Annotated in this window: 22 protein-coding genes; 9 read left to right on the forward strand and 13 right to left on the reverse strand. The window is 53.5% G+C overall.

The window, feature by feature from the left end:
- Window position 1: 1 nt before the first annotated feature.
- From gcl to allA, 3 genes are all read right to left on the reverse strand, one after another.
- Window positions 2–1,783: a glyoxylate carboligase gene (gcl, locus tag FDX14_RS03065; protein ID WP_061381588.1), complete on the reverse strand. Its 1,782-nt coding sequence runs from the start codon at window positions 1,781–1,783 to the stop codon at window positions 2–4.
- Window positions 1,784–1,867: 84 nt separating this feature from the next.
- Complete coding sequence (allR, locus tag FDX14_RS03070) at window positions 1,868–2,689, reverse strand: HTH-type transcriptional repressor AllR (RefSeq protein WP_038638433.1); 822 nt, start codon at window positions 2,687–2,689, stop codon at window positions 1,868–1,870.
- A 75-nt stretch (window positions 2,690–2,764) separates the two neighbouring features.
- The gene (allA, locus tag FDX14_RS03075; RefSeq protein WP_042309995.1) at window positions 2,765–3,247 is read right to left on the reverse strand and encodes an ureidoglycolate lyase; all 483 of its coding nucleotides are present in this window, start codon (window positions 3,245–3,247) and stop codon (window positions 2,765–2,767) included.
- Between the two features lie 227 nt (window positions 3,248–3,474).
- On the opposite strand from allA, the gene allS reads away from it, so the two are divergent.
- On the forward strand, window positions 3,475–4,401 hold the full coding sequence (gene allS, locus FDX14_RS03080) for an HTH-type transcriptional activator AllS (RefSeq protein WP_042309997.1): 927 nt from the start codon (window positions 3,475–3,477) through the stop codon (window positions 4,399–4,401).
- 69 nt (window positions 4,402–4,470) lie between these two features.
- Window positions 4,471–5,562: a tRNA 2-selenouridine(34) synthase MnmH gene (gene mnmH / locus FDX14_RS03085; protein WP_137348977.1), complete on the forward strand. Its 1,092-nt coding sequence runs from the start codon at window positions 4,471–4,473 to the stop codon at window positions 5,560–5,562.
- Window positions 5,563–5,565: 3 nt separating this feature from the next.
- Here mnmH and FDX14_RS03090 read toward each other — a convergent pair whose 3' ends face one another.
- From FDX14_RS03090 to ybbA, 6 genes are all read right to left on the reverse strand, one after another.
- Window positions 5,566–6,225, reverse strand: coding sequence for a methionine ABC transporter permease (locus FDX14_RS03090; RefSeq protein ID WP_003831085.1), 660 nt, complete (start codon window positions 6,223–6,225; stop codon window positions 5,566–5,568).
- A complete protein-coding gene (gene sfbB / locus FDX14_RS03095; RefSeq protein ID WP_137348978.1) occupies window positions 6,218–7,234 on the reverse strand; it encodes a virulence-associated ABC transporter ATP-binding protein SfbB in 1,017 nt (338 codons plus the stop codon). Before sfbB ends, FDX14_RS03090 begins: the two co-directional genes overlap by 8 nt.
- Window positions 7,235–7,297: 63 nt before the next feature.
- Entirely contained in the window at window positions 7,298–8,128 is an 831-nt protein-coding gene (locus tag FDX14_RS03100; protein ID WP_038638419.1) for a MetQ/NlpA family ABC transporter substrate-binding protein, read from the reverse strand.
- Window positions 8,129–8,374: 246 nt separating this feature from the next.
- On the reverse strand, window positions 8,375–9,508 hold the full coding sequence (locus FDX14_RS03105) for a porin (protein ID WP_042310002.1): 1,134 nt from the start codon (window positions 9,506–9,508) through the stop codon (window positions 8,375–8,377).
- A gap of 185 nt (window positions 9,509–9,693) precedes the next feature.
- The gene (gene ybbP, locus FDX14_RS03110) at window positions 9,694–12,108 is read right to left on the reverse strand and encodes a putative ABC transporter permease subunit YbbP (protein WP_137348979.1); all 2,415 of its coding nucleotides are present in this window, start codon (window positions 12,106–12,108) and stop codon (window positions 9,694–9,696) included.
- Window positions 12,105–12,791: a putative ABC transporter ATP-binding protein YbbA gene (ybbA, locus tag FDX14_RS03115; protein WP_137348980.1), complete on the reverse strand. Its 687-nt coding sequence runs from the start codon at window positions 12,789–12,791 to the stop codon at window positions 12,105–12,107. Before ybbA ends, ybbP begins: the two co-directional genes overlap by 4 nt.
- Here ybbA and tesA point away from each other — a divergent pair.
- From tesA to FDX14_RS03130, 3 genes are read left to right on the forward strand one after another with little or no spacing between them, the layout of a single operon-like run.
- Window positions 12,762–13,385 carry a multifunctional acyl-CoA thioesterase I/protease I/lysophospholipase L1 gene (gene tesA / locus FDX14_RS03120; protein ID WP_032932667.1) on the forward strand — a complete coding sequence of 208 codons (624 nt, stop codon included), beginning with the start codon at window positions 12,762–12,764 and terminating at the stop codon, window positions 13,383–13,385. The two genes, ybbA and tesA, sit on opposite strands and share 30 nt — an antisense overlap.
- 28 nt (window positions 13,386–13,413) lie before the next feature.
- Complete coding sequence (locus FDX14_RS03125) at window positions 13,414–14,184, forward strand: SDR family oxidoreductase (protein WP_079225160.1); 771 nt, start codon at window positions 13,414–13,416, stop codon at window positions 14,182–14,184.
- 58 nt (window positions 14,185–14,242) lie between these two features.
- Window positions 14,243–15,097, forward strand: coding sequence for a co-chaperone YbbN (locus FDX14_RS03130; protein WP_042310010.1), 855 nt, complete (start codon window positions 14,243–14,245; stop codon window positions 15,095–15,097).
- 78 nt (window positions 15,098–15,175) lie between these two features.
- On the opposite strand, the gene fetB is transcribed toward FDX14_RS03130, so the two are convergent.
- Entirely contained in the window at window positions 15,176–15,955 is a 780-nt protein-coding gene (fetB, locus tag FDX14_RS03135) for an iron efflux ABC transporter permease subunit FetB (RefSeq protein WP_038638405.1), read from the reverse strand.
- Window positions 15,948–16,619 (reverse strand): iron efflux ABC transporter ATP-binding subunit FetA, encoded by a 672-nt coding sequence (gene fetA, locus FDX14_RS03140; protein WP_137348981.1) that lies wholly within the window; start codon window positions 16,617–16,619, stop codon window positions 15,948–15,950. The genes fetB and fetA overlap by 8 nt, the downstream gene beginning before the upstream one ends.
- 133 nt (window positions 16,620–16,752) lie before the next feature.
- Here fetA and FDX14_RS03145 point away from each other — a divergent pair, with 133 nt between their 5' ends.
- The 4 genes from FDX14_RS03145 to FDX14_RS03160 are packed head-to-tail and all read left to right on the forward strand — an operon-like array spanning window position 16,753 to window position 20,976.
- A complete protein-coding gene (locus tag FDX14_RS03145; RefSeq protein WP_003831073.1) occupies window positions 16,753–17,670 on the forward strand; it encodes an SPFH domain-containing protein in 918 nt (305 codons plus the stop codon).
- Window positions 17,667–18,125: an NfeD family protein gene (locus FDX14_RS03150; protein ID WP_137348982.1), complete on the forward strand. Its 459-nt coding sequence runs from the start codon at window positions 17,667–17,669 to the stop codon at window positions 18,123–18,125. Before FDX14_RS03145 ends, FDX14_RS03150 begins: the two co-directional genes overlap by 4 nt.
- 20 nt (window positions 18,126–18,145) lie before the next feature.
- Window positions 18,146–20,290, forward strand: coding sequence for a PA5441 family protein (locus FDX14_RS03155; protein WP_137348983.1), 2,145 nt, complete (start codon window positions 18,146–18,148; stop codon window positions 20,288–20,290).
- Complete coding sequence (locus tag FDX14_RS03160) at window positions 20,260–20,976, forward strand: DUF3142 domain-containing protein (protein WP_042310017.1); 717 nt, start codon at window positions 20,260–20,262, stop codon at window positions 20,974–20,976. The genes FDX14_RS03155 and FDX14_RS03160 overlap by 31 nt, the downstream gene beginning before the upstream one ends.
- Here FDX14_RS03160 and cueR read toward each other — a convergent pair.
- Together cueR and FDX14_RS03170 are read right to left on the reverse strand one after the other, a co-directional pair.
- Window positions 20,973–21,383, reverse strand: a complete 411-nt coding sequence (gene cueR / locus FDX14_RS03165; protein ID WP_006685661.1) for a Cu(I)-responsive transcriptional regulator — start codon at window positions 21,381–21,383, stop codon at window positions 20,973–20,975. The genes FDX14_RS03160 and cueR overlap by 4 nt on opposite strands.
- Window positions 21,384–21,554: 171 nt before the next feature.
- Window positions 21,555–22,211 carry a FadR/GntR family transcriptional regulator gene (locus FDX14_RS03170; RefSeq protein WP_061381578.1) on the reverse strand — a complete coding sequence of 219 codons (657 nt, stop codon included), beginning with the start codon at window positions 22,209–22,211 and terminating at the stop codon, window positions 21,555–21,557.
- Window positions 22,212–22,240: the final 29 nt, after the last annotated feature.

Raw genomic sequence — 22,240 nt, forward strand, 5'->3', positions numbered from 1 at the left:
TCTATTCATATTTCATAAAACAGGTTTCGGTTGGCGCATCAACTGCACCGTCTGCAACCTCTTCAAACTCGGTCACGTTATCCAGTTCGCTACCCATCGAGATATTGGTCACTCGCTCAAGGATCACTTCGACAACAACCGGAACACGATACTGCGCCATCAGGACTTTGGCTTGTTCAAACGCCGGAGCGAGATCTTCAGGTTTGAAGACGCGAATGGCCTTACAACCTAATCCTTCTGCCACTTTGACGTGATCGACGCCATAGCCGTTTACTTCGCTGGAGTTGATATTTTCAAACGCCAGTTGGACGCAGTAATCCATATCAAAAGCACGCTGCGATTGACGAATCAGGCCCAGATAGGCGTTGTTGACCAGCACATGGATGTAAGGAATGTTGAATTGCGCGCCCACCGCCAGTTCTTCAATCAGGAATTGGAAGTCAAAATCCCCCGAAATCCCGACGACGTTGCGTGTTGGATCGGCAACACAAACCCCTAATGCAGCAGGCAGCGTCCAGCCGAGAGGGCCAGCCTGACCGCAGTTGATCCAGTGACGCTCTTTGAACACATGCAGCATTTGCGCAGCGGCAATTTGTGATAATCCGATGGTGGTGACGTAGCAAACGTCGCGACCAAAGGCTTTATTCATCTCTTCGTAGACACGCTGCGGTTTCACCGGGACATTGTCGAAGTGGGTTTTACGCAGTAACGTCCGCTTACGCTGTTGGCATTCAGCAACCCAGGTATTCCGGCAAGGTAAACGTCCGGCTTTCTGCATTTCCTGAGCGACGTCAATCAACAAGGTCAGCGCGGCTTTGGCATCAGAAACAATACCTAAATCCGGGCACAGAACACGGCCAATTTGCGTCGGTTCAATGTCGATATGAATGATTTTGCGCCCTTCAGTGTACTTCGAGACGGAGCCAGTGTGACGGTTAGCAAAACGGTTACCAATACCGAACACCATATCAGAAGCAAGCAGCGTGGCATTTCCGTAGCGGTGTGCGGTTTGTAGCCCTACCATGCCGGCCATTAACTCATGATCGTCAGGGATACATCCCCAGCCCATCAACGTGGGGATAACCGGTACATGGGTCAGCTCCGCAAAACGTTGCAGCAGTGCGGAAGCATCAGCATTAATCACCCCGCCCCCTGCGACGATGACCGGACGTTCCGCCTGGATCAGCATTTCCAGCGCTCTCTCAATTTGCTTGCGGCTGGCGGCAGGTTTGTATACTGGCAAAGGCTCATACATGTCGGGATCGAATTCGATTTCTTCAACCTGGACATCAAAAGGCAAATCGATCAGCACCGGGCCAGGGCGACCTGAGCGCATGACATGGAATGCCTGCTGTAAAACCCGAGGCAGCAGTGCCGCTTCACGTACCGTTACCGCCATTTTGCTGACTGGTTTAGCGATAGATTCAATATCGACAGCCTGAAAATCTTCCTTATGCAGGCGGGCACGAGGCGCCTGACCAGTGATACATAAAATAGGAATAGAGTCGGCAGAGGCGGAATACAGTGCAGTGATCATGTCAGTTCCTGCCGGGCCAGAAGTGCCAAGGCAGACGCCAATGTTGCCTGCTGCGGCACGCGTATAACCTTCCGCCATATGGGAGGCGCCTTCAACGTGGCGAGCCAGAATGTGACGGATGCCGCCGTGATTACGCATTGCGGAATAGAACGGGTTGATTGCCGCTCCAGGCACGCCAAATGCGGTGGTGATACCTTCTTTTTCCAGCACATACATTGCCGCGTCAACGGCTCTCATTTTTGCCATTTTCTTTCTACCTCTATTTATTGGAAAATTTTTCCAACTTTGAAAAAATCCAAAAAAGTCCCGCTCCTCTGAGCGGGTTGCGACTTAAGCTACGGGTGCTTTTAACCCAAGCGCCGTACTGATATCTCGTGCTGTATCCCTTACCAGCTCCCCCTGACTAATAAAACGATCTTCCGTCAGTCTGGATGCGGGCCCCGAAATAGAGATGGCAGCCACTACACTGCCTGCATCGTCATAGATAGCCGAAGCGATGCAATTCAATCCAACAACATGTTCTTCGTGATCAACGATATAGCCATTCTCGCGCGCCTGTTCCAGATTACGCAGCAGAGTAGGAAAATCCACCAACGTATTCGGCGTAAACTGCTGCAAACCCGTTTTCACGACAATGTCCATTAACTCTTCTTCCATCAGCGGATAAAGCAGTGCTTTCCCCGCGCCGGAAGCATGCAACGGCATACGGCTGCCCAAAGGTGCACACATCCTGACCATCGATTTGCACTCCTTCTGGCCAATCAGCACCGCTTCAGTGCCATTACGAATCGCGACATTCACCGTTTCGCCTGAAAGCAGCATTAATCGGTGCATAAACGGTCCGGCTACCGACAGGACGTCGCGATTATGAATATACGCGGAGCCCACATTGAAGACGCCTAAACCGATGTGCCACCAACCTAACTGACTGTCCTGATAGACAAAATCAGCACCCTGTAAAACCTTTAGCAGGCGAAAAGTCGTGGAGAGCGGTAAATCCAGACTGCCGGAAATATCGCTGACTGACGAACTCCCCCCACTTCTTTCGAGATACTGCAAAATCGCAATGCCTCTTTCGAGCGCCTGAGCGCCTTTCTGCGCAACCGGCTCCGTCTGTCCAGGCCTGCCGCGCCGTCTTACTTCCGTCTCCACTACATTTACTCCGGCCCAAAATATGAGCATAAACAATGAACAATATGCTCATATTAAGCAAGAAGGCCAATAGCGTCACGCAAAACAGAGTTCATGTGCCGGGATACGTTCAACATCGCAATTATCGCTACCACCACGATCGACCGTCAGAAAATCGGTCACGGTTTGCCAGGCAAACAGCGGATGATGCCAGACGTTTCGGTGGTAATTCACACCCTGTTGACCATTGGTGATAAAGGCTTTTAAGGTGGAAAGATCGGGTTTGTCCTCACCAAGCGCGACAATCACCACAAACGCTTCGCCCTTCATGGGCATAAATGCCTGGGTGCCCAGCGGGTGGCGCTCCAGTTCATGCACAATAATAGGCATCGTTGCCGGTTGCGCGCGGTTAATGCTGATGAGCGTCCGGTCCTGCTCAAGGATCTCCACATTAGCCAGATCGTGATAACGTTCAACCAACCCATCATTGATATGAAAAAAATCACGTTTATGGGTTTCTATGACATCGCCATAGGCGCTGAACGTGTGCTGATTTAACGGTAATACCTCAAGTTTCATCATCTTTTCCTTGTAACTGAATTCCTCTGAACCGCAGCCAGAACTCTTAGCGGCTTCAATATCATGCAATCTAAAACCTTCGGGATTTAACATCAACACAAAAGTTGGAATATTTTTCCAAAATTCGATTTAGACCACAATTTAAACAAGGCCATTATGTAAAAATACTTATAAATCAGAGAACAAGAAATCAGGCTTGCGGAAGAGCATTCAGGGAGTAGCTGACGATGTTTGATCCAGAAACACTGCGTACTTTTATTGGCGTAGCCGAAACAGGGAGCTTCTCCAGGGCGGCGGATCGCTTGTGTAAAACCACGGCCACCATCAGCTATCGCATTAAGCTTCTGGAAGAAAATACCGGGGTTGCTCTGTTCTTTCGCACCACCCGCAGCGTTACGTTAACCGCCGCGGGCTCGCATCTTCTTTCTCAGGCAAAAGACTGGCTCGCCTGGCTGGACAGCATGCCCAGCGAATTACAGCAAGTGAACGACGGCGTAGAGCGGCAGGTGAATATCGTGGTCAACAACCTGCTGTATAGCCCGCAAGCCGTCGCTCGCCTGTTATCCTGGCTTAACGCCCGCTATCCCTTTACTCAGTTTCACTTTTCCCGGCAAATCTATATGGGCGTCTGGGATTCACTGCTATATGAAGGATTCTCTTTGGCCATCGGCGTCACGGGTACTGAACCAATGGCCAACACCTTTACCCTCGATCCTTTGGGGTCTGTTCAGTGGCGATTTGTTATGTCGGCGAATCATCCATTGGCTGGCGTCAGTGGTCCATTAACGGAAGCGCAGTTGCGCCGTTTTCCGGCGATCAATATTGAAGACAGTGCGCGCACCCTGACTAAACGGGTCGCGTGGCGGCTTCCCGGTCAAAAAGAGATTATTGTCCCGGACATGGAAACCAAGATTGCGGCGCATCTTGCTGGGGTGGGTATCGGCTTTGTTCCGCAACCGCTGTGCCAGCCATTGCTTGATAACGGGCAACTGGTCAGTAGCATTATTCCTACCATGCGCCCCCCTTCGCCCTTAAGTCTCGCCTGGCATAAGTTTGGCGCAGGTAAGGCTGTGGAAGATATTGTGACGTTATTTACGCAACGAAAACCAGAAATCGCCGGATTTTTAGCAATTTTCAACAATGCACGCGATTGAAAATCAAGTCATCCTGCTCTTTGGCGCGTAAAATGATACGCAAGATGATTTGAGGTTTCGTTTTTTACTATGCAAGACACACAAACAGCACAGGACTATCGCGCGATTCTGCTCGCCGGTACGCCCATAATTGATGTACGCGCCCCCGTCGAATTTCAACAAGGCGCGATGCCGGGCGCGGTCAATCTCCCCTTAATGAACGATGACGAACGCGCCGCAGTCGGTACCTGCTATAAACGTCAGGGGCCTGAGGCTGCGCTCGAATTGGGCCATCAACTGGTCTCGGGTGAAACCCGCCAACAGCGCATGAACGCCTGGCATAATGCTTGTCGCCAGCACCCAAAAGGATATTTATGCTGCGCGCGCGGCGGTCAGCGTTCACATATTGTGCAGCAATGGCTGCACGAGTCCGGCGTTGACTATCCGCTGATACAGGGCGGTTATAAGGCTCTGCGCCAGGCGGTCATACGGATAACGGAAGAATTGGTGCAAAAACCGATCGTCTTAATTGGCGGCTGTACCGGTAACGGTAAAACGCAACTGGTACAACAGCAGCCGAACGGTGTGGATCTCGAAGGACTGGCGCACCATCGTGGTTCCTCGTTTGGACGTACCGTGGAACCGCAGCTAAGCCAGGCGAGTTTTGAAAACCTGCTGGCGGTCGAAATGCTCAAAACGGACAGCCGACAGGATTTGCGCCAGTGGGTGCTGGAAGATGAAGGCCGGATGATCGGTGCTAACCATCTGCCCGAATGCCTGCGCGAGCGCATGACCGAGGCATCCATTGCGGTGGTGGACGATCCTTTTGAGCTTCGTCTGGAGCGCCTGCGCGAGGAGTATTTCGTGCGCATGCACCACGATTTTACCCAGGCTTATGGTGAGAGCCAGGGCTGGGAGGAATACAGTGAGTATCTGCACCACGGCCTGTTCGCTATTCGCCGTCGTCTGGGATTACAGCGTTTTGCCGAGCTGACCGCCCTGCTTGACGTGGCTCTGCGCGAACAGCAGTCGACGGGCAGTACCGACGCTCACATGGGCTGGCTGGTGCCGTTACTCAACGAGTATTATGATCCGATGTATCGCTATCAACTGGAAAAGAAAGCCGCGAAAATCGTCTTTCGCGGCACATGGCACGACGTTGCCGGATGGCTTAACGCGTAGTGATCAATGTCTGTCGCGCTTATCCGCGCGTTTTGCCAGCCAGTCGCCCAGCACCTGGACGACCTGCACCAGAATAATCAGCGCGACAACGGTGACGATCATGACCTGGGTTTCATAGCGGTAATAACCAAAGCGAATCGCCAGGTCACCTACCCCGCCGCCGCCGACAATCCCGGCCATCGCGGAGTAACCGATCAGGCTCACCAGCGTGATCGTCAGCCCACGCAGCAGTCCCGCGCTCGCCTCAGGTAACAGAACGGTGCAAATGATGCGCATCGGGCTGGCGCCAAAAGCTTCCGCCGCCTCAATAATGCCTTTATCCACTTCACGTAGCGCGCTATCCACCAGCCGGGCATAAAAAGCGATCGCCGCCACCGAGAGCGGGACCGATGCCGCAATCGGCCCGATGGTGTTCCCGAGCAAAAACTGGGTGAGCGGTAGCAGCAGCACCAGCAGGATCACAAACGGTACCGAGCGGATAATATTCACCAGCACGGAGCTGAGCAGATACACAAAACGGTTCTGCCAGAATAAATGCCGGTCGGTGACGAAAATAAGAAAACCGAGCGGCAAACCGCCAATAATCGCCAGCACCGTTGAGATGCTCAACATCTGGAAGGTTTCATTAAACGCCAGCGTCAAATCAGGCAATAAATCATCCACGAATCACCTCCACTTGAGCAGTACGTTGACGAATATGTTCCACGGCGATATCCACCGCAGAAGGGTTATGCGGCGCGGTCAGTTGCACCACCAGAATCCCCAGCGCGCGTTCGCCGATATATTCAATTTTGCCGTGCAGAATGTTCACCGCCACGCCAAACTTAACCGCAACTTCTGACAGCACAGGCTGTTCCGCCGAATCGCCGATAAAAAGAATTTTCAGCAACTGGCCGGGCAGATGCTGGCGCAGACGTTCAGGTAGCGTCAGATTGAGGGTATGCGACACCAGTTGTTGAGTAAAGGCGTGCTGCGGGTGAGCAAAAACGTCAAACACCTCACCGGACTCCACCACCTTGCCGCCTGACATCACCGCCACGCGATCGCAAATCGATTTGATCACGTTCATCTCGTGAGTGATCAGCACGATCGTGATCCCCAACTGTTGATTGATCTGCTTAAGCAACGCCAGAATCGTGGCCGAGGTTTCGAGATCTAACGCGGAAGTGGGTTCATCACACAGCAACACATCCGGATGATTGGCAATCGCACGGGCAATGCCCACGCGCTGCTTCTGACCACCGCTGAGCTGAACCGGAAAACGGTTCGCCTTATCAGACAGTCCGACCAGCGCCAGAATCTCCGTGACGCGTGGAGCAATCTTGCTGCGTTCCCATCCGGCAGCTTTCAGACTAAAGGCGACGTTTTGCGCCACGGTGCGGGTATGCATCAGATTAAAGTGCTGGAAAATCATGCCAATACGCTGGCGCGCTTTACGTAACTGAGTGCCTTCCAGCGCAGAAATTTCTACGCCGTTCACCTTCACGCTTCCCTGGCTCGGACGGGTTAAGGCGTTCAAGGTGCGCAGTAGCGTACTTTTCCCCGCGCCGCTGGTTCCGACAATACCAAATATCTCGCCCGCGCCAATGTGCAAGCTGACATCATCAACCGCCCGGGTTGAGGGTCCACGGCCTGCGGTAAAATCCACGCAAACCTTTTCTATCTCAATCATATCCACCTCAGAAATGCGAAAAGGGCAGTCGCCGCTGCCCCTGTTAACCCTTGCATGCAGCGATTATTGGGCTGCCGACATCCATTCCGGTTTCTGGAAGGCGCTGTAGATGTTTTGCGGATCGTCGATCACCGCGCGATACGCCGGGGACTTCACCGCTTCAACAATATCTTTCGCGAACGGTTTATCCGCATCTTCACTGCGTACCGCAATGATATTTTTCAGATTTTCGTCCAGATGCTCTTGCTTGATGGCGCTGGAAAGATCCAGTTTTGCCGCCACGGCAAAGTTACCGTTGACCAGCGCGCCGGTCACACCGTCCAAAGTGCGCGGTAGTTGTGCTGCTTCCAGGGGTTTAAACACCAGCCCTTTCGGGTTGCTGGCGATATCGCGCTCGGAGGCTTTCGTAGGATCGATATTGTCTTTGATGGTGATAAGGCCAATGGATTGCAGGAAACGCAGACCGCGGGCCAGGTTGGTCGGATCGTTGGACAGCGTGATCACATCCCCTTTTTTCAACTCATCCAGGCTTTTGATTTTGTGCGAGTAAAACCCCATCCCGGCCGTCGGGACCACAATCAGCTTGCTCAGCTTTAGCCCTTTATCGGCGGTGAATTTGTCAAAATAGAGCGAGTGCTGGAACAGGTTGGCATCAATGCTGCCGTTGGAAAGCGCCATATTCGGCTGCACGTAGTCGCTGAATTCGCGCACCACCACCTTGTAACCTTTCTCTTTCAGCGTAGGGGCAATGGCCTGTTTCACCATATCGCCGTACGGCCCAGGCGCGACGCCAAACACGATGGTATGCGGGTCACTGTTCGCATGAGCAAATTGTAAACCGCAGGCCAGTAACAGCGCCCCGGTCGCAACGCGTAAACTCTGACGCAATCCCATATTTTCTCCATTTTAACGTTGTGGTGTCATGTCTCACGCCGTTCATGCGGCGTTGTTCTCGTTGGCCTGATAACAGGCAGATTTCTAACATGACACAGATCACAACCCGCTGTCCTTGAAATTATTTCATGATGTTGCGAAGTATGTCGTTGAATGTGCAAGGAAGGTGCTTATGCGTTTTTCGGCAAGGGAGAGTAAAAAAACCGGATAACGCCCTGGTTACCCGGCTTTGGAAGGGAAATTGACTTAGAAGTCGTAACGCAGACGCACCAGGTTCATATCGCCCAGGTTGTCGGTGCTGGAGGTAAAGACGTGTTCGTAATCCACACGGAAACCGTAATCCAGCTGGAAGCTGATACCCACACCGTTGTCGGTACGCAGATAGTTACGACCATTCACGTACTCGATGCGATCTCCCATAAAGTAAGGCTGAACAGATTTCAGCGCATACTGACCAACCGGGAAGGTGTAACCTGCGAAGTATTCCAGACCCCACGCATCACCGGCAAAGTAGTCATTAACCGAAACTTTTTTGGTGGTCATGAAGTTTTGATACCAGCCGCCGCCCATTGAGAAGGTCCAGTTATCCGGTTTCCAGCTCAGTGCGGTACCGACGATGTTTTGATCGTAGGTTTTGTTGCCGTCGCCGCGCATTTCCGCACGGGTATAGTTCCACGCGGTGCCCCAGGTCAGGTCATCAGTGATGTGATAATCCACACCCAACGAGCCGCCGCCTTTACGCTTGTAGCGCAGGCCGTTGTTCGGGTTGTAATCATCGCTGAACAAATAAGATGCATAGAGATCAACATCACCCACCGTTTTCTTATACTTCAGCGATTTACGTGTACGATAGGAACCGTCATAGTCGCCATTGATACCGTTACCTGGCGCCTGACCGATCATATCGTAGTCCCAGATATCCGTTTTCGCCCCGACCACGTCATAGTAAATGCTGTTCTGTTGACCGAAGGTCAGCGTACCCCAGGTCGCGCTCTTCAGACCGGTGTACAGCATACGACGCGTGGTGTCGTTGGCGCCGTCAGCGTAGTGATTATCCCAGTTGAACATGGCCGGGAAGTTAACGCCCAGCTCGTAGTAGCTCACCCAACTGATGTCATCAAACAGATAGTAGTCTGCGGCGAAGCGGAAACGGGTCCCGCCGTCGAAACCATTACGTTTGTAGCCATTCTTACCATCGTCACCGGCCATATTCTGGAACTGCGGACGAATACTACCGCCGACGGTGAAGTTAAGACGGCTGAGCGGATCGCCCGCCTGCGGATCTTGTTTCAGGACCGTGATTTCCGCCTGGGAAGCGAAAGTCGTTAATGCCACTGCTGCGCCGATCGATACCGCCAGCGCCGTTTTTTTTATAGTCATTATTTGTACCTTGATAGATAGCCTGCCAATTATTCAGCATACAAATATTAACGTTTATTAATACACTCGTGTTGTCGGGTTTTTATTGTTCTGTGCTGTTAAATATCAAGGAGTTATCAATTTGTGCTACATAGAAAAAAAACGCACCGATTTAAAAACCGGTGCGTAATCATCACTGACAGGAATTAACTACTGAACTGACGGAACAGCGCTTTACCTTTTAGCAGACGTGAACCGAGCCATCCGCCGCATAGAGAGAGGAGCAATGCCCCACAAAGCGGCAACACAACCCACAGCCGCCAGTCCGGCTCCCACGGGAAGTCAAATACGCGGGTTTGCAATACCGCCAGCGCGGTTTCCGCACCGATGGCCGCCACCAGCCCGGCGACCATCCCGAGCATAGCGAACTCGCACCACAGCGTGGTACGCAGCAATTTCTTGCCTGCTCCCAGCGTGCGCCAGACCACCAGTTCCTGATGACGTTGACGCATCCCCACCTGAACCTGCGCCAACAGCAACAACATGCCGCAGGCGGTAACCAGCACCACCATCACTTCCAGCGCTCTACTTACCTGCTCCAGCACCTGGCCCACCTGTTTGAGGATGGCGCCAATATCCAGCAGGCTGATGGTCGGGAATTCGCGGTTAAGCTGCGTCAACATGCCGTTGCCGTTCTCCCAACGAAAGCTGGTTAACCAGCTCTGGGGCTGATCGTCCAGCGCCCCTGAAGGGAAAATAAAGAAGAAGTTAGGCCGCAGGCTTTCCCAGTCCACTTTACGCAGGCTGCTGACCGTGGCGCTGAAATCCTGGGTATCGCCCATAAAGGTCACCCGATCGCCGAGCTTCACGTTTAGCCGCTTCGCCAGCCCTTCTTCCATCGACACTTCACCCGCTTTTGGCGGCCAGCTTCCGGCGGTTATCGGGTTATGATCCGGGCGGGTATCCTGCCAGGTCAGATTAAGCTCACGGTTAAGCGCCTCATCCTGATTGCCTTCGGTCGGCTTATCGTTAATGGCTGTCAGACGCGCCCGTACAATCGGATAGAACGATTCCGGGATCACCTGATGTTCCGACAAAAATGACTTCAGCGGTACAACCTGCTCACTGGCAATGTTGATCAAGAAATAATTGGGACTTTCTGGCGGCATTTGCTGCTGCCAACGGTCGAGCAGATCGCCACGCAGCACCAGCAGCAACGCCAGCAGCATAAAGGAAAGTGAAAATGCCGACAGCTGGCTGAGCGTTGACCACGGCTGGCGCAACAGTCGACTGACCGCCAAACGCAACGGCAGCGAGGTGAGCGTCAGACCACGCAGGACGTTGAGCAGCATCCAGCCGAGCACGCCGCACACCAGCGCCAGTACCACCGCCCCGGCCAGCACGGCCCATAACAGCAGGCTTCCCCCCATCAGTCCAGCGAGGAGGACGACCACAACGACCAATACTACCGGCAAATAAAACTTCAGCGGCCAGACGTTTGCCACCACGTCACGGCGTAACACACGTAGCGGCTGCGTCGCCAGCAGTAGCCGATAAGGACGCAACCCGACCAACAGCGAAATTACCGTCATAGTGCCTAAGGCCCACAGCCACGGCCAGGGGCTGGCGGGCGGCAGCTCGCCGGGCAGGACCGGCTTGAGTAACACCACCAGTGCGTGCTCAAACAACAGCCCAAAAAGCCCACCGGTAATACCAGACAGCGCCAGCACCATCAGCCATTGACCAACAATCAACCTACGCAGTTGCGCTCTGCCCGCGCCGAGGGTTTTCAGTATAGCCACCAGATCGTAACGGCTGCGGCAATAATGGCTCATCGCCACAGCAACCGCAGCGACCGCCAGCAGCAGCGTTAACAGCGCCGACAGCAGCAGGAACTGTTGCGAACGCTCCAGAGATTTCCCCAGCGCGCCTTCATCCTGCTCCAGCCCGTACCAGCGCTGTTCAGGCTTTAGCTGCGGCAACAGCCATTTTTCGTACGCGTCCAGTTGCTGCGGCGTTCCGCCAAATTTATAGCGCCAGGTCACGCGGCTTCCCGGCTGGACCGCCGCCGTTTTTTCGACATCCGCCATGCTCATCATCAGGCGCGGTGCTATCTGGAATGGATTAAAACCGGAGTCCGGCTCCTGCACCACCTCTCCGGCGATGTGCAGCGTGGCATCACCGACGTCAATAGAATCACCGATTTTTAGATTGAGCAGCGCCATCAGGCGCGGGGCCAGCAACACCATGCCCGGCTGTGGTTTCAACCCCGGTGGATTAGTTTGTAACGTGCCGTACATCGGATACACGTCATCCACCGCTTTGACATTCGCCAGCTGCGGTGTATCACGGGCAAAAGTCATGGTCGCAAAAGTCAGTTGCTCGCCGACTTTCAAACCCCGCTGCCGCGCCTCGTCAATCCATGCTTTCGGCACGGTGCGTGAACTTTGCAGCGCACGATCTCCCGCCATAAACTCGCGGCTTTGCTGGCTCAACCCTTTTTCCATACGGTCGCTGATATTCCCCAGCGCCAGAACGCAGGCCACCGCCAGGCTCAGCGCCAGCCAGACAATCAGTAGTGAAGGCGAGCGCCATTCGCGCCAGAACCAGCGTGCAATCATGCCTCCTCCTGCAACTGTCCATTCACCAGACGTAAGCGCCTGTCGCAACGCGCCGCCAACTGCGGGTCATGCGTCACCAGAATCAGGGTGGTGCCGTGTTCCCGGTTCAGAGAAAACAACAGGTCGGCTATTTTGTCTCCGGTCTGGCGATCGAGGTTGCCTGTCGGCTCATCGGCAAACAGCACATCCGGACGCCCGTTAAATGCCCGCGCCAGCGCCACGCGCTGCTGTTCCCCGCCGGAAAGCTGGGCCGGAAGATGATCCAGACGTTTTCCCAGCCCAAGTTGCTCGAGCAGCGTTTTTGCCCCGTCGCGGCTTTTTCCGCTGTTTTCACCACGCAACAGCGCGGGCAGTTCGACGTTTTCCAGTGCGTTCAGGGTCGGGATTAACATGAATGACTGGAAAACGAATCCCACATGTTTTGCCCGCAACTGCGCCCGGGCTTCTTCATCCATGGTTTGTAGCGCCTGCCCCACCAGACTCACTTCACCGCTGGAACCATCGTCCAGCCCGGCGAGGATCGCCAGCAACGTGGATTTCCCCGAACCCGACTCGCCAATCAGCGCAATGGTCTCGGCGCGTTTGACAACCAGTTCAACTCCGGTAAGGATGGATAGCTCATGATCACCCTGACCGACGGATTTCTTAAGATGATGAACTTCAACAATGTTTTCCGCTGGCATTGGCCTTTCCTGTTCCTGGTCCTGTTAACTTTCCGCGCCGCCGCTGCGGACACGTTATTAATTCTGGGTGACAGCCTGAGCGCCGGATACCGTATGTCCGCCAGCGCCGCGTGGCCTGCGCTACTTAATGATAAATGGCAAACCAAAACGCCAGTGGTGAATGCCAGCATCAGCGGCGACACCTCGCAGCAGGGCCTGGCCCGTCTGCCTGCATTACTCAAGCAGCACCAGCCGCGTTGGGTACTGGTCGAACTTGGCGGCAACGATGGCCTGCGCGGCTTTGCGCCTGCGCAAACCGAACAAACCCTGCGCACGATTTTGCAGGACGTGAAAGCGGCAAATGCCGAACCGCTATTAATGCAAATTCGTCTGCCGGCAAACTACGGTCGCCGTTATAATGAAACCTTTAGCGCGATTTATCCAAAGCTCGCCAAAGAGTTTGATATCCCTCTGCTGCCCTTTTTTATGGAAGAGGTTTATCTGAAACCCCAGTGGATGCAGGATGATGGTATTCATCCTAATCGTGACGCCCAGCCGTTTATTGCCGACTGGATGGCGCAACATCTCACTCCTCTAGTTAATCACGACTCGTAATTCAACGGAGATCCCGACAGGTAAAGTTATGCAAAAATCGGTCTTAATAACAGGATGTTCCAGCGGAATCGGCCTGGAAAGCGCGCTTGAGCTAAAGCGCCAGGGTTTTCAAATTCTGGCTGGCTGCCGCAAACCTGACGATGTCGCGCGTATGAACAGCATGGGATTCACCGGCGTATTGCTGGATCTGGATTCACCCGAAAGCGTGGATCGCGCCGCCGATGAGGTGATCGCCCTGACCGATAATCGTTTATATGGGATCTTTAACAACGCCGGATACGGCGTCTACGGCCCACTGCCCACGATTAGCCGTGAGCAGATGGAGCAGCAGTTTTCCGCCAACTTTTTTGGCGCACATCAGCTTACCATGCGTCTGTTGCCCGCCATGCTACCTCACGGCGAAGGACGCATCGTGATGACCTCCTCGGTAATGGGATTGATCTCCACACCGGGACGTGGCGCCTATGCCGCCAGTAAATATGCGCTGGAAGCCTGGTCCGACGCGCTGCGTATGGAGCTGCGTCACAGTGGGATTAAGGTCAGCCTGATTGAACCCGGCCCCATCCGCACCCGCTTTACCGAAAACGTTAACCAGACGCAGAGCGATGCCCCCGTGGAAAATCCCGGCATTGCCGCGCGGTTTACGCTGGAACCACAAGCGGTTGTCGCCAAAGTGCGTCACGCGTTCGAAAGCGACAAACCGAAGCTACGTTATCCGGTTACGCTGGTGACCTGGGCAGTTATGCTGCTTAAACGCCTGCTGCCAGGCCGCATAATGGACAAAATTTTACAGGGTTGAGTTGAAGCTCGCACGTCAGCCCCCATGTAACAAGAAATCGACAAAAGAGAGTAACTCCATGTCCACACAGAATATTGTTAATATTAATGAATCGAACCTGCAGCAGACCCTTGAACAGTCGATGACCACGCCGGTCCTGTTCTATTTTTGGTCTGAGCGCAGCCAGCATTGTCTGCAATTAACGCCGGTGCTGGAGAGCCTTGCCGCCCAGTATAATGGTCAGTTTATTCTCGCCAAGCTCGACTGCGACGCCGAACAGATGATCGCCTCCCAGTTTGGTCTGCGCGCGATCCCTACGGTTTATCTGTTCCAGAACGGTCAGCCGGTAGATGGTTTCCAGGGTCCGCAGCCGGAAGAGGTTATTCGTGCGCTGCTGGAGAAAGTGCTGCCGAGCGAAGAAGAGCTGAAAGCACGCCAGGCTATCGAGTTTATCGAAGCCGGTAATCACGCGGATGCGCTGCCGCTGCTGAAAGAAGCCTGGCAACTCTCCAACCAGAGCAGCGAAATCGGCCTGCTGCTGGCGGAAACGCAAATCGCCCTCAATCGTTCTGACGATGCCGAAGCTGTGCTGAAAACAATTCCATTGCAGGATCAGGATACCCGTTATCAGGGGCTGGTGGCACAGATTGAACTGCTGAAGCAGGCGGCGGATACGCCGGAAATCCAACAGTTGCAGCAACAGGTTGCCAGCAACCCGCAGGATGCCGCGCTGGCCACGCAATTAGCCATCCAACTCCATCAGGTCGGACGTAACGAAGAATCGCTGGAATTGCTGTTCAGCCACCTGAAGAAAGATCTTACGGCTGCCGACGGTCAGGCGCGTAAGACCTTCCAGGAGATCCTTGCCGCACTGGGAACCGGCGATGCGCTGGCTTCGAAATACCGCCGCCAGCTGTACGCGCTGCTGTACTAATCCGTTTGATTTGGCCCGATGGCGCTTGCGCTTATCGGGCCTGGAAATTCAACAAATACCGCTCCCTCCGGCATCACATCACGTCTTCTTCAAATGCGTTACGACTAATTGGTGGCGTGAATTATAGAACTTCCGATAGGTCAGGTAGCAGGCAATAATGGTTGACAGGCTGGCGGTCGAAAGCAGCATAAACGTCACCATAATCTGATACTTAATCGCTTTTACCGGATCAATACCTGCAAAGATCAATCCGGACATCATCCCCGGTAAACTCACCAACCCCACGGTTTTGGCGGAATCGATCGTCGGGATCAGCGAGGCGCGAATGCTGTCGCGAATCAGCGGCGCGGAGGCAACCTTCGGCGTCGCGCCGAGGCTGAGCTTTTCCTGGATTTGCTGCTGTTCACTGTTAAACCGCTGCCCCAGATTGTTGTAACACAGCCCCACCGCCACCATCGCATTGCCTGCAATCATCCCGGAAATCGGGATCACCTGCATCGGCGTGAACTCAATAGAGCCGGACAACACCAGTACCGACAGCGTCAACCCCGCCCCAACCGTAATGGCAATAAACGACGAGAGAAAAGCGTTATCAATATATTTACTGCGTTTTTGCGCGTTATAGGCGGCGTTAAAACAGATAAACAGCACCATCAATAAGGTCAGAATGCTGTGATTAACGCCGAAAATATATTTCAGCACATAGCCGACGATAATAAGCTGAACCACCGCCCGGCAAACACTCCAGAGAATATCTTTTTCCAGCGCCAGCTTTTCTTTGTTACTGATCAGTATGGCGACCACCACCAGCATCATCGCTAACGCCAGTGATTCATTGGTAATATTATGCTCATTCATTGCTGACTTCCTGCATTTCTCCGGCGTGCGGTTGAAGCGTTATGACATTATCCGCATGATTAATCTCATCTTTGTCGTGCGTCACCCACAGCACGGCAATATTCTTATCGCGAACATAGTGGTGAATTAATTCATTCACGTTACGTTTGTTGGACTCATCCAGCGCGCTGGTGATTTCATCAAGCAGCAGGATTTTTGGCAGAAACTGTAAATTACGAATTAACGAGACGCGCTGCTTTTCGCCGCCAGACAGTTCATTGATCCCTTTTTTGAGGATGCTCTCGGGCAGCTCAAAACGGGCCAGATCTTCCAGAAATACCTCCGGTTCCGGGCGTTTATCGCGAATTTGCCAGGGGAAAATGAGATTGTCGTAGACGGTATCACCAAACAAAGCGGGCGTTTGCGCGCAATAAGAGACCTGCTGGCGATAAGCTTCAGGCTTAAGCGCTGTAATATCCTTGCCCTCAAAGAGAATTTCACCGGAACTCGGACTAATTAACGACGCCACAATCTTCAGTAACGTACTTTTACCGCAGCCGGACTGGCCGGTAATCAGCTTAAATTCTCCGGCATGGAGATTAAAACAGATGTTATTGAGAACCTGCGTCGCCCCTGCCTGCCAGGCGACATTTTTCAACTGAAGCAAAATGCTGCTTTCTTCCATTATCGATCCTTTTTTACCTCTTTCGTGCAGACAGTCTATTCCTGTAATTTATTATAGGGGAGCCCACCTTGATTAATCGGGTATAATTTGACTAATGAGGCAGTAAAGGACAGCACAACAGGAGGTTTCATCAATGCTCATTTTTATTCCTATTCTTATTTTTGTCGCGCTGGTCATCGTCGGCGCAGGCGTCAAAATCGTCCCACAGGGATACCAGTGGACGGTAGAGCGTTTTGGCCGTTACACCAAAACCCTGCAGCCGGGTTTAAGCCTTGTTGTACCGTTCATGGACCGTATTGGTCGTAAGATCAACATGATGGAACAAGTGCTTGATATCCCTTCTCAGGAAGTCATCTCCAAAGATAACGCCAACGTCTCGATTGATGCTGTGTGTTTTATTCAGGTGATCGACGCGCCGAAAGCGGCATATGAAGTCAGTAACCTCGAACTAGCAATCATCAACCTGACCATGACCAACATTCGTACCGTTCTCGGTTCAATGGAGCTTGATGAAATGCTCTCCCAGCGTGACAACATCAACACGCGCCTGCTGCATATTGTTGATGAGGCCACCAATCCCTGGGGCATCAAAATCACCCGTATTGAGATTCGTGACGTGCGTCCACCGGCGGAACTGATTGACGCCATGAACGCGCAAATGAAAGCCGAACGTACCAAGCGCGCCTACATTCTGGAAGCCGAAGGCATCCGCCAGGCGGAAATCGTCAAGGCCGAGGGTGAGAAGCAGTCGAAAATCCTGATAGCGGAAGGTGAACGTCAGTCCGCGTTTTTACAGGCTGAAGCGCGTGAACGTTCCGCAGAAGCAGAAGCCCGCGCAACGCAGATGGTTTCTGAAGCCATTGCCGCCGGAGATATCCAGGCCGTGAACTACTTCGTGGCGCAGAAATACACCGAAGCGTTGCAGCATATCGGTTCGTCGAATAACAGCAAAGTGGTGATGATGCCGCTGGATGCCAGCAGCCTGATGGGTTCCATAGCCGGGATCGCCGAACTGGTTAAGGACAGCGCCAGCGAGCGAAAAAAATCATGATAGCGATGATTCTGGTCCATCCGCACATCTTCTGGCTCAGCCTCGGCGGTCTGTTGCTCGCCGCCGAGATGCTGGGCGGCAACGGTTATTTGCTATGGAGCGGCGTGGCAGCGGTGATAACCGGACTGGTGGTTTGGCTCCTCCCGCTCGACTGGGCGTGGCAGGGAGCGATGTTCGCTGTACTCACGCTGCTGGCGGCCTGGCTGTGGTGGAAGTGGCTGGCAAAACGCGTGAAAGAGCAGAAACCCGCCGACAGCCATCTTAACCAGCGCGGTCAGCAGTTGGTTGGCCGTCGATTTATTCTGGAAAGCACCCTGGTCAATGGTCGCGGACATATGCGCGTCGGCGACAGTTCGTGGCCCGTCAGCGCCCGCGACGATTTGAGCGCGGGAACGCAGGTTGAAGTCATTGCCGTTGAGGGAATTACCCTGATTATCAAAGCGGTACCACACTAAAATAGACAGGAATTCAGACTATGATCAGGAAGACGTCTCTCGCCGTTGCCCTTTGTTCTTTGCTGGCTGGCGCGCCTCAGGCTTTCGCCTCTTTCGATATGGAAGACTGCAAATGGAGCGAAGACAGCTGCCTGCTGAAAGGCACACCGACCTTTAACCCGGAAAACGACAGCCGCGACAACCTGCTGCGGCTGCTGAGCCAGGAAAAAGCATTTGATCTGCCCGTGCAGTCGATGCCTGAAGATATCACCCGCTCCCGCGATTTCTATTTTGCGTATCACCCGCAGTGGGATGAAACAGCCCCACAACCAGCCCCTGCCCCGGCATCCGCTGAAGATAGCCCCCTCTCCCGACAGATGGCCGAGCTGAACATTAATGCGGATGAAGCCAATCTCAACGACGCTGAGCATGAGAACCGTCATGTTTCGAATAATACCGCCAGCGTCAGCCAGTTTTTTGCTGCACTGCTGGCCGATACCGCGTTAACAGCAGAGCAACGCCAGGCCTTAGCGCAAGCGCGTATGGGGCTGTTCTCTGACGCGACCCGTGAACAGATTGAGTCATCTCTCGCCACTCTCCCGACGGATTCGCCGGCTCAACAGTACAAAAGTTACCTCGCGGCAGCCGCCAGCTTCTATGCGGGTGATTATGCCAGCGCCGAACGGGATTTCACTCAGCTCGCTAAAAGCGATCGCCAGTGGCTGGCGGAGACCGCGCAATACATGCTGATGCGTACGGCGCTGAACAAGAGCAGTCAGAACAGCGTGGGCGAATATGGCGATTTTGATATCGCTAAAATTAACCGCGAGGACGCCACTCAGGCTCAAACGCTGGCGCAAGCTTATCTGCAACGCTTTCCGCAGGGGCAATACGCCGACTCCACGCGCGGCATGTTGCGCCGAATTAACTGGTATTTACAGGCGTGGCCGCAGCTGGCCAGGTTGTATGAGCAGACGCTCCAGCAGTCGGCTAACGCACAGCAGCTGCGTGAAACCGTCATCGAATACGATAATGTCTACGGCATGGCGTTCTACGATCAATCCGTGCTGGAAGCCTTCCCCGATGCGCCGCGAGTCAGCTACATCGAACTGCTACGCGCGTTACGTCTGGATAGCAATAACAACCCCACGCTGACCCAGGCGCAACTCGATGCCAGCAAGCCGGTGTTTGAGCAAAGCCAAAAAATGCCACTGTGGCACGATCTGCAACTGAATTTGTGGATGGCGACAGGCAACTATGCGGCGATTATCCAGGCGGTAACGCCAGCGCAGAAACTTGCACCGCGCGATACGCTGGCTTTCAGCGAACAGGTGCTGTACGGCGAAGCGCTGATGGGCCAGAAGAATTGGACCGCGGCACGCGATTTCTGGCAGCAGTTGCTGAAACTCAGCCAGGACAACGAACAGCGGCAGTATGTGCAGGCTAAGCTCGCCGCCACACTGGTTTATAGCGGTGACGTGGCTGCGGTTTTCGCTCCGGATAGCGCGGTGACTAACCTGCGTTTTCGTTCGCAGGTGCTGAAAACACAGGCCACACTTGAACAACTGCGTCAGCAGGCCATCCATGGACCGAATAACGAAGAACGTACCATCGCCCTGCATACGCTGCTGGTACGGGATCTTACCGAGAATCGTTTTGGCGACTGGTTGAAAGATAAAAAGCTTGTCAGCGAAATCGCACCGCCGGTCATTGGCGAGGCGTTTAATGACGTGAACCTGAGCACTTTTGACTGGAACGGCGATACGGCTCAGGCCGGGTATACCTGCCGCAGCCTCAATGAAACGGTAACGGTATTGAGTAAAAAAGCGGATGATGCCCACGCGCTGAACTGTTTAGGCGAATTTTTCCGTACCACGCAAACGCATGTTGATCTGTGGAAAAACAGCGCTGGCAACGACGTGCTTGAAGCAGCCATTTCTCGTAAGGAGCCGTTTGGCCAGTTCGACAGACAAAGCTACTATCAGCAGGTAATCACCTCGCCCACCGCCGAAGTCGAAGATAAGAGCTTCGCGCTGTACCGCGCCATCATGTGCTATGCGCCTTCAGGCTCTAACGAATGCGGCGGTGAGGACGTGGATAAAGTGCAGCGTAAGGGCTGGTTCACCCAATTGAAAACGCAGTATCCGGGAAGTCCGTGGGCGCAAAAACTCAAATATTACTGGTAACCGCGCTACTGATGGGCCAGGCACAGGCGGCGGATGTTGTTGCCGCCCGTGAACATCCGGCCTTCTGGCTATGGTCTGGGGTGAAGGCCAGTGACGAGCTGAAAAACGCGCAAACGGTCTATCTGCATCAGGGCGAGGTACTGGTTCGGTCGGGTAACGTGGTTTTCCAGCGCTTGGGACTGCCGGTCAGTCGACTGACTTTTCCCTCAATCTGGCTGACCGTACGCTTTACCACGCTCGACGTACCGGAGGTGATTCCTGCCCGTATCATACGGCTGATGCAACGCTGGCAGAACGCTGGCAACCACGTCGTCGGCCTGCAGGTTGATTTTGACGCGGCGACCCACCAGCTAACCGATTACGCCCGTTTTCTACAGCAGCTACGCCAACAGCTACCGGCCGAGTTTGCGCTTGGCGTGACCGGACTACTGGATTGGGCAAAAACAGGCGATGTCGCCACACTGAACGCGCTGGCGGTTGATGAACTGGTAGTGCAGAGCTATCAGGGGCGGCGCACGGTGACGAATTACCAGGCGTATCTGCCCGCACTCAGCCGCCTGCGTATTCCATTTAAGCTGGGACTGGTGCAAAACGGCAGCCGGGATCTGCAGGCAGAAGCGCAGCTGGAGAAATCCCCGTGGTACCGCGGCACGGTGGTGTTTATGCTTAATCCCCCTCGCCGTTAAGCCTTCGCTTTGTGATGACAGCAGCCAGAAAGATTATCCATGATCGGGCATTCGGCGCTGTCATCGCCAGGGCAACTCTCCGCCAGCGCCAGCAAATGCAGCCGCATGGCCTGCAGCTCGCTGATATGCCGCTCAATGTCCGCTACTTTTTCTAATGTGCGTTTTTTTACGTCCGCGCTGTGACGCGCCGGATCGTTAAACAGGTTTACCAGCTCGCCGCACTCTTCCAGATTAAAACCAACCTGCCGCGCCTGGCGCAGCAGCGTCAGTTCATTCAGATGCTGTTGGTTGTATGTGCGATAGCCATTTTCGCTACGCAGCGGCGGCGTCACTAGCCCTTTTTCTTCATAAAAACGTATCGCTTTGCTGGTTAAACCGGTTTTTTTCGCTACATCGCTAATATTCACATTTCCCCCATCAGATCATTGAAGAGCCGAATCTCATTATAACGCACATCCTTCTCTCTTATAGATCCGAAACGATCCAGATCCACCACGCAGCAGGAAAGCCACTGGAGAACGGGGCGATAAATAAAGAAATGCTCAAACCCGCTCCCCGGTTTTAGCAACATCAATATCTTATATTTTCTTCTCGAGCAGATGGGTGCGCATCAGTTCTGAAGCCATTTGAGCATCACCTTTTCTAATGTATGACAGGATTTCCCTTTGTTTTGTCGCGGTATCCAGGAAATATTGGCGATCATTTGCCGGTAACGACTCTCTTGTTTTCTCAAAATAAGTAATTAACACATCAGAGAAAACCTGCAGAACACGGTTGCCGCTTGCCTGCAGCAGGAGCAGATGAAAATCCCGATCGTGTTGATCGGCTTCTTGCGGATTGTCTGCGTTTTCTTCTATAAGCCTCAGTTCATTTTCGAGTTTCGAGAGCATGGCCGGAAAGATTCGCCGGGTTGCCAGGGGAATGATCGCACATTCAATCAGGATCCTGGCCTCTGTAAATTCCGTAATGTCAAAACCAGACAGATCGAACTGCATCAGCAGTTGGTTGTTAATGCTGCTTTGTCCCACATTTTTCAACACGCTGCCTCGGCGAGGGGCGCGTTCAAGCATCCCCATCTGTACCAGAGTGCTGAGCGCCTGACGGACTTTATAGCGAGATGTATTAAAACGAGCCGCGAGTTCAGTTTCTGTTTCAATACGTCCGTCGGCTTTACGGTTAGCATCATCAAGTAGATAATCTTTAATACTTTCAAACAGTTCGTTTTTTTTATCCATAACGTTCTCTGATTACAGTGTGACTGCAT

It is taken from the genome of Citrobacter sp. wls710, from assembly GCF_005281115.1.
Lineage (GTDB): Bacteria > Pseudomonadota > Gammaproteobacteria > Enterobacterales > Enterobacteriaceae > Citrobacter > Citrobacter werkmanii.

Excerpts from the sequence above, each read along its gene's own strand:
- FDX14_RS03100 (WP_038638419.1), bottom strand. The coding sequence starts at position 8,128 with ATGGGATTGCGTCAGAGTTTACGCGTTGCGACCGGGGCGCTGTTACTG.
- sfbB (WP_137348978.1), bottom strand. The coding sequence starts at position 7,234 with ATGATTGAGATAGAAAAGGTTTGCGTGGATTTTACCGCAGGCCGTGGA.
- mnmH (WP_137348977.1), top strand. The coding sequence starts at position 4,471 with ATGCAAGACACACAAACAGCACAGGACTATCGCGCGATTCTGCTCGCC.
- FDX14_RS03150 (WP_137348982.1), top strand. The coding sequence starts at position 17,667 with ATGATAGCGATGATTCTGGTCCATCCGCACATCTTCTGGCTCAGCCTC.
- fetA (WP_137348981.1), bottom strand. The coding sequence starts at position 16,619 with ATGGAAGAAAGCAGCATTTTGCTTCAGTTGAAAAATGTCGCCTGGCAG.
- FDX14_RS03105 (WP_042310002.1), bottom strand. The coding sequence starts at position 9,508 with ATGACTATAAAAAAAACGGCGCTGGCGGTATCGATCGGCGCAGCAGTG.
- FDX14_RS03155 (WP_137348983.1), top strand. The coding sequence starts at position 18,146 with ATGATCAGGAAGACGTCTCTCGCCGTTGCCCTTTGTTCTTTGCTGGCT.
- FDX14_RS03170 (WP_061381578.1), bottom strand. The coding sequence starts at position 22,211 with ATGGATAAAAAAAACGAACTGTTTGAAAGTATTAAAGATTATCTACTT.
- allS (WP_042309997.1), top strand. The coding sequence starts at position 3,475 with ATGTTTGATCCAGAAACACTGCGTACTTTTATTGGCGTAGCCGAAACA.
- ybbP (WP_137348979.1), bottom strand. The coding sequence starts at position 12,108 with ATGATTGCACGCTGGTTCTGGCGCGAATGGCGCTCGCCTTCACTACTG.
- gcl (WP_061381588.1), bottom strand. The coding sequence starts at position 1,783 with ATGGCAAAAATGAGAGCCGTTGACGCGGCAATGTATGTGCTGGAAAAA.
- FDX14_RS03130 (WP_042310010.1), top strand. The coding sequence starts at position 14,243 with ATGTCCACACAGAATATTGTTAATATTAATGAATCGAACCTGCAGCAG.
- FDX14_RS03125 (WP_079225160.1), top strand. The coding sequence starts at position 13,414 with ATGCAAAAATCGGTCTTAATAACAGGATGTTCCAGCGGAATCGGCCTG.
- allA (WP_042309995.1), bottom strand. The coding sequence starts at position 3,247 with ATGAAACTTGAGGTATTACCGTTAAATCAGCACACGTTCAGCGCCTAT.
- ybbA (WP_137348980.1), bottom strand. The coding sequence starts at position 12,791 with ATGCCAGCGGAAAACATTGTTGAAGTTCATCATCTTAAGAAATCCGTC.
- tesA (WP_032932667.1), top strand. The coding sequence starts at position 12,762 with ATGAACTTCAACAATGTTTTCCGCTGGCATTGGCCTTTCCTGTTCCTG.
- fetB (WP_038638405.1), bottom strand. The coding sequence starts at position 15,955 with ATGAATGAGCATAATATTACCAATGAATCACTGGCGTTAGCGATGATG.
- FDX14_RS03145 (WP_003831073.1), top strand. The coding sequence starts at position 16,753 with ATGCTCATTTTTATTCCTATTCTTATTTTTGTCGCGCTGGTCATCGTC.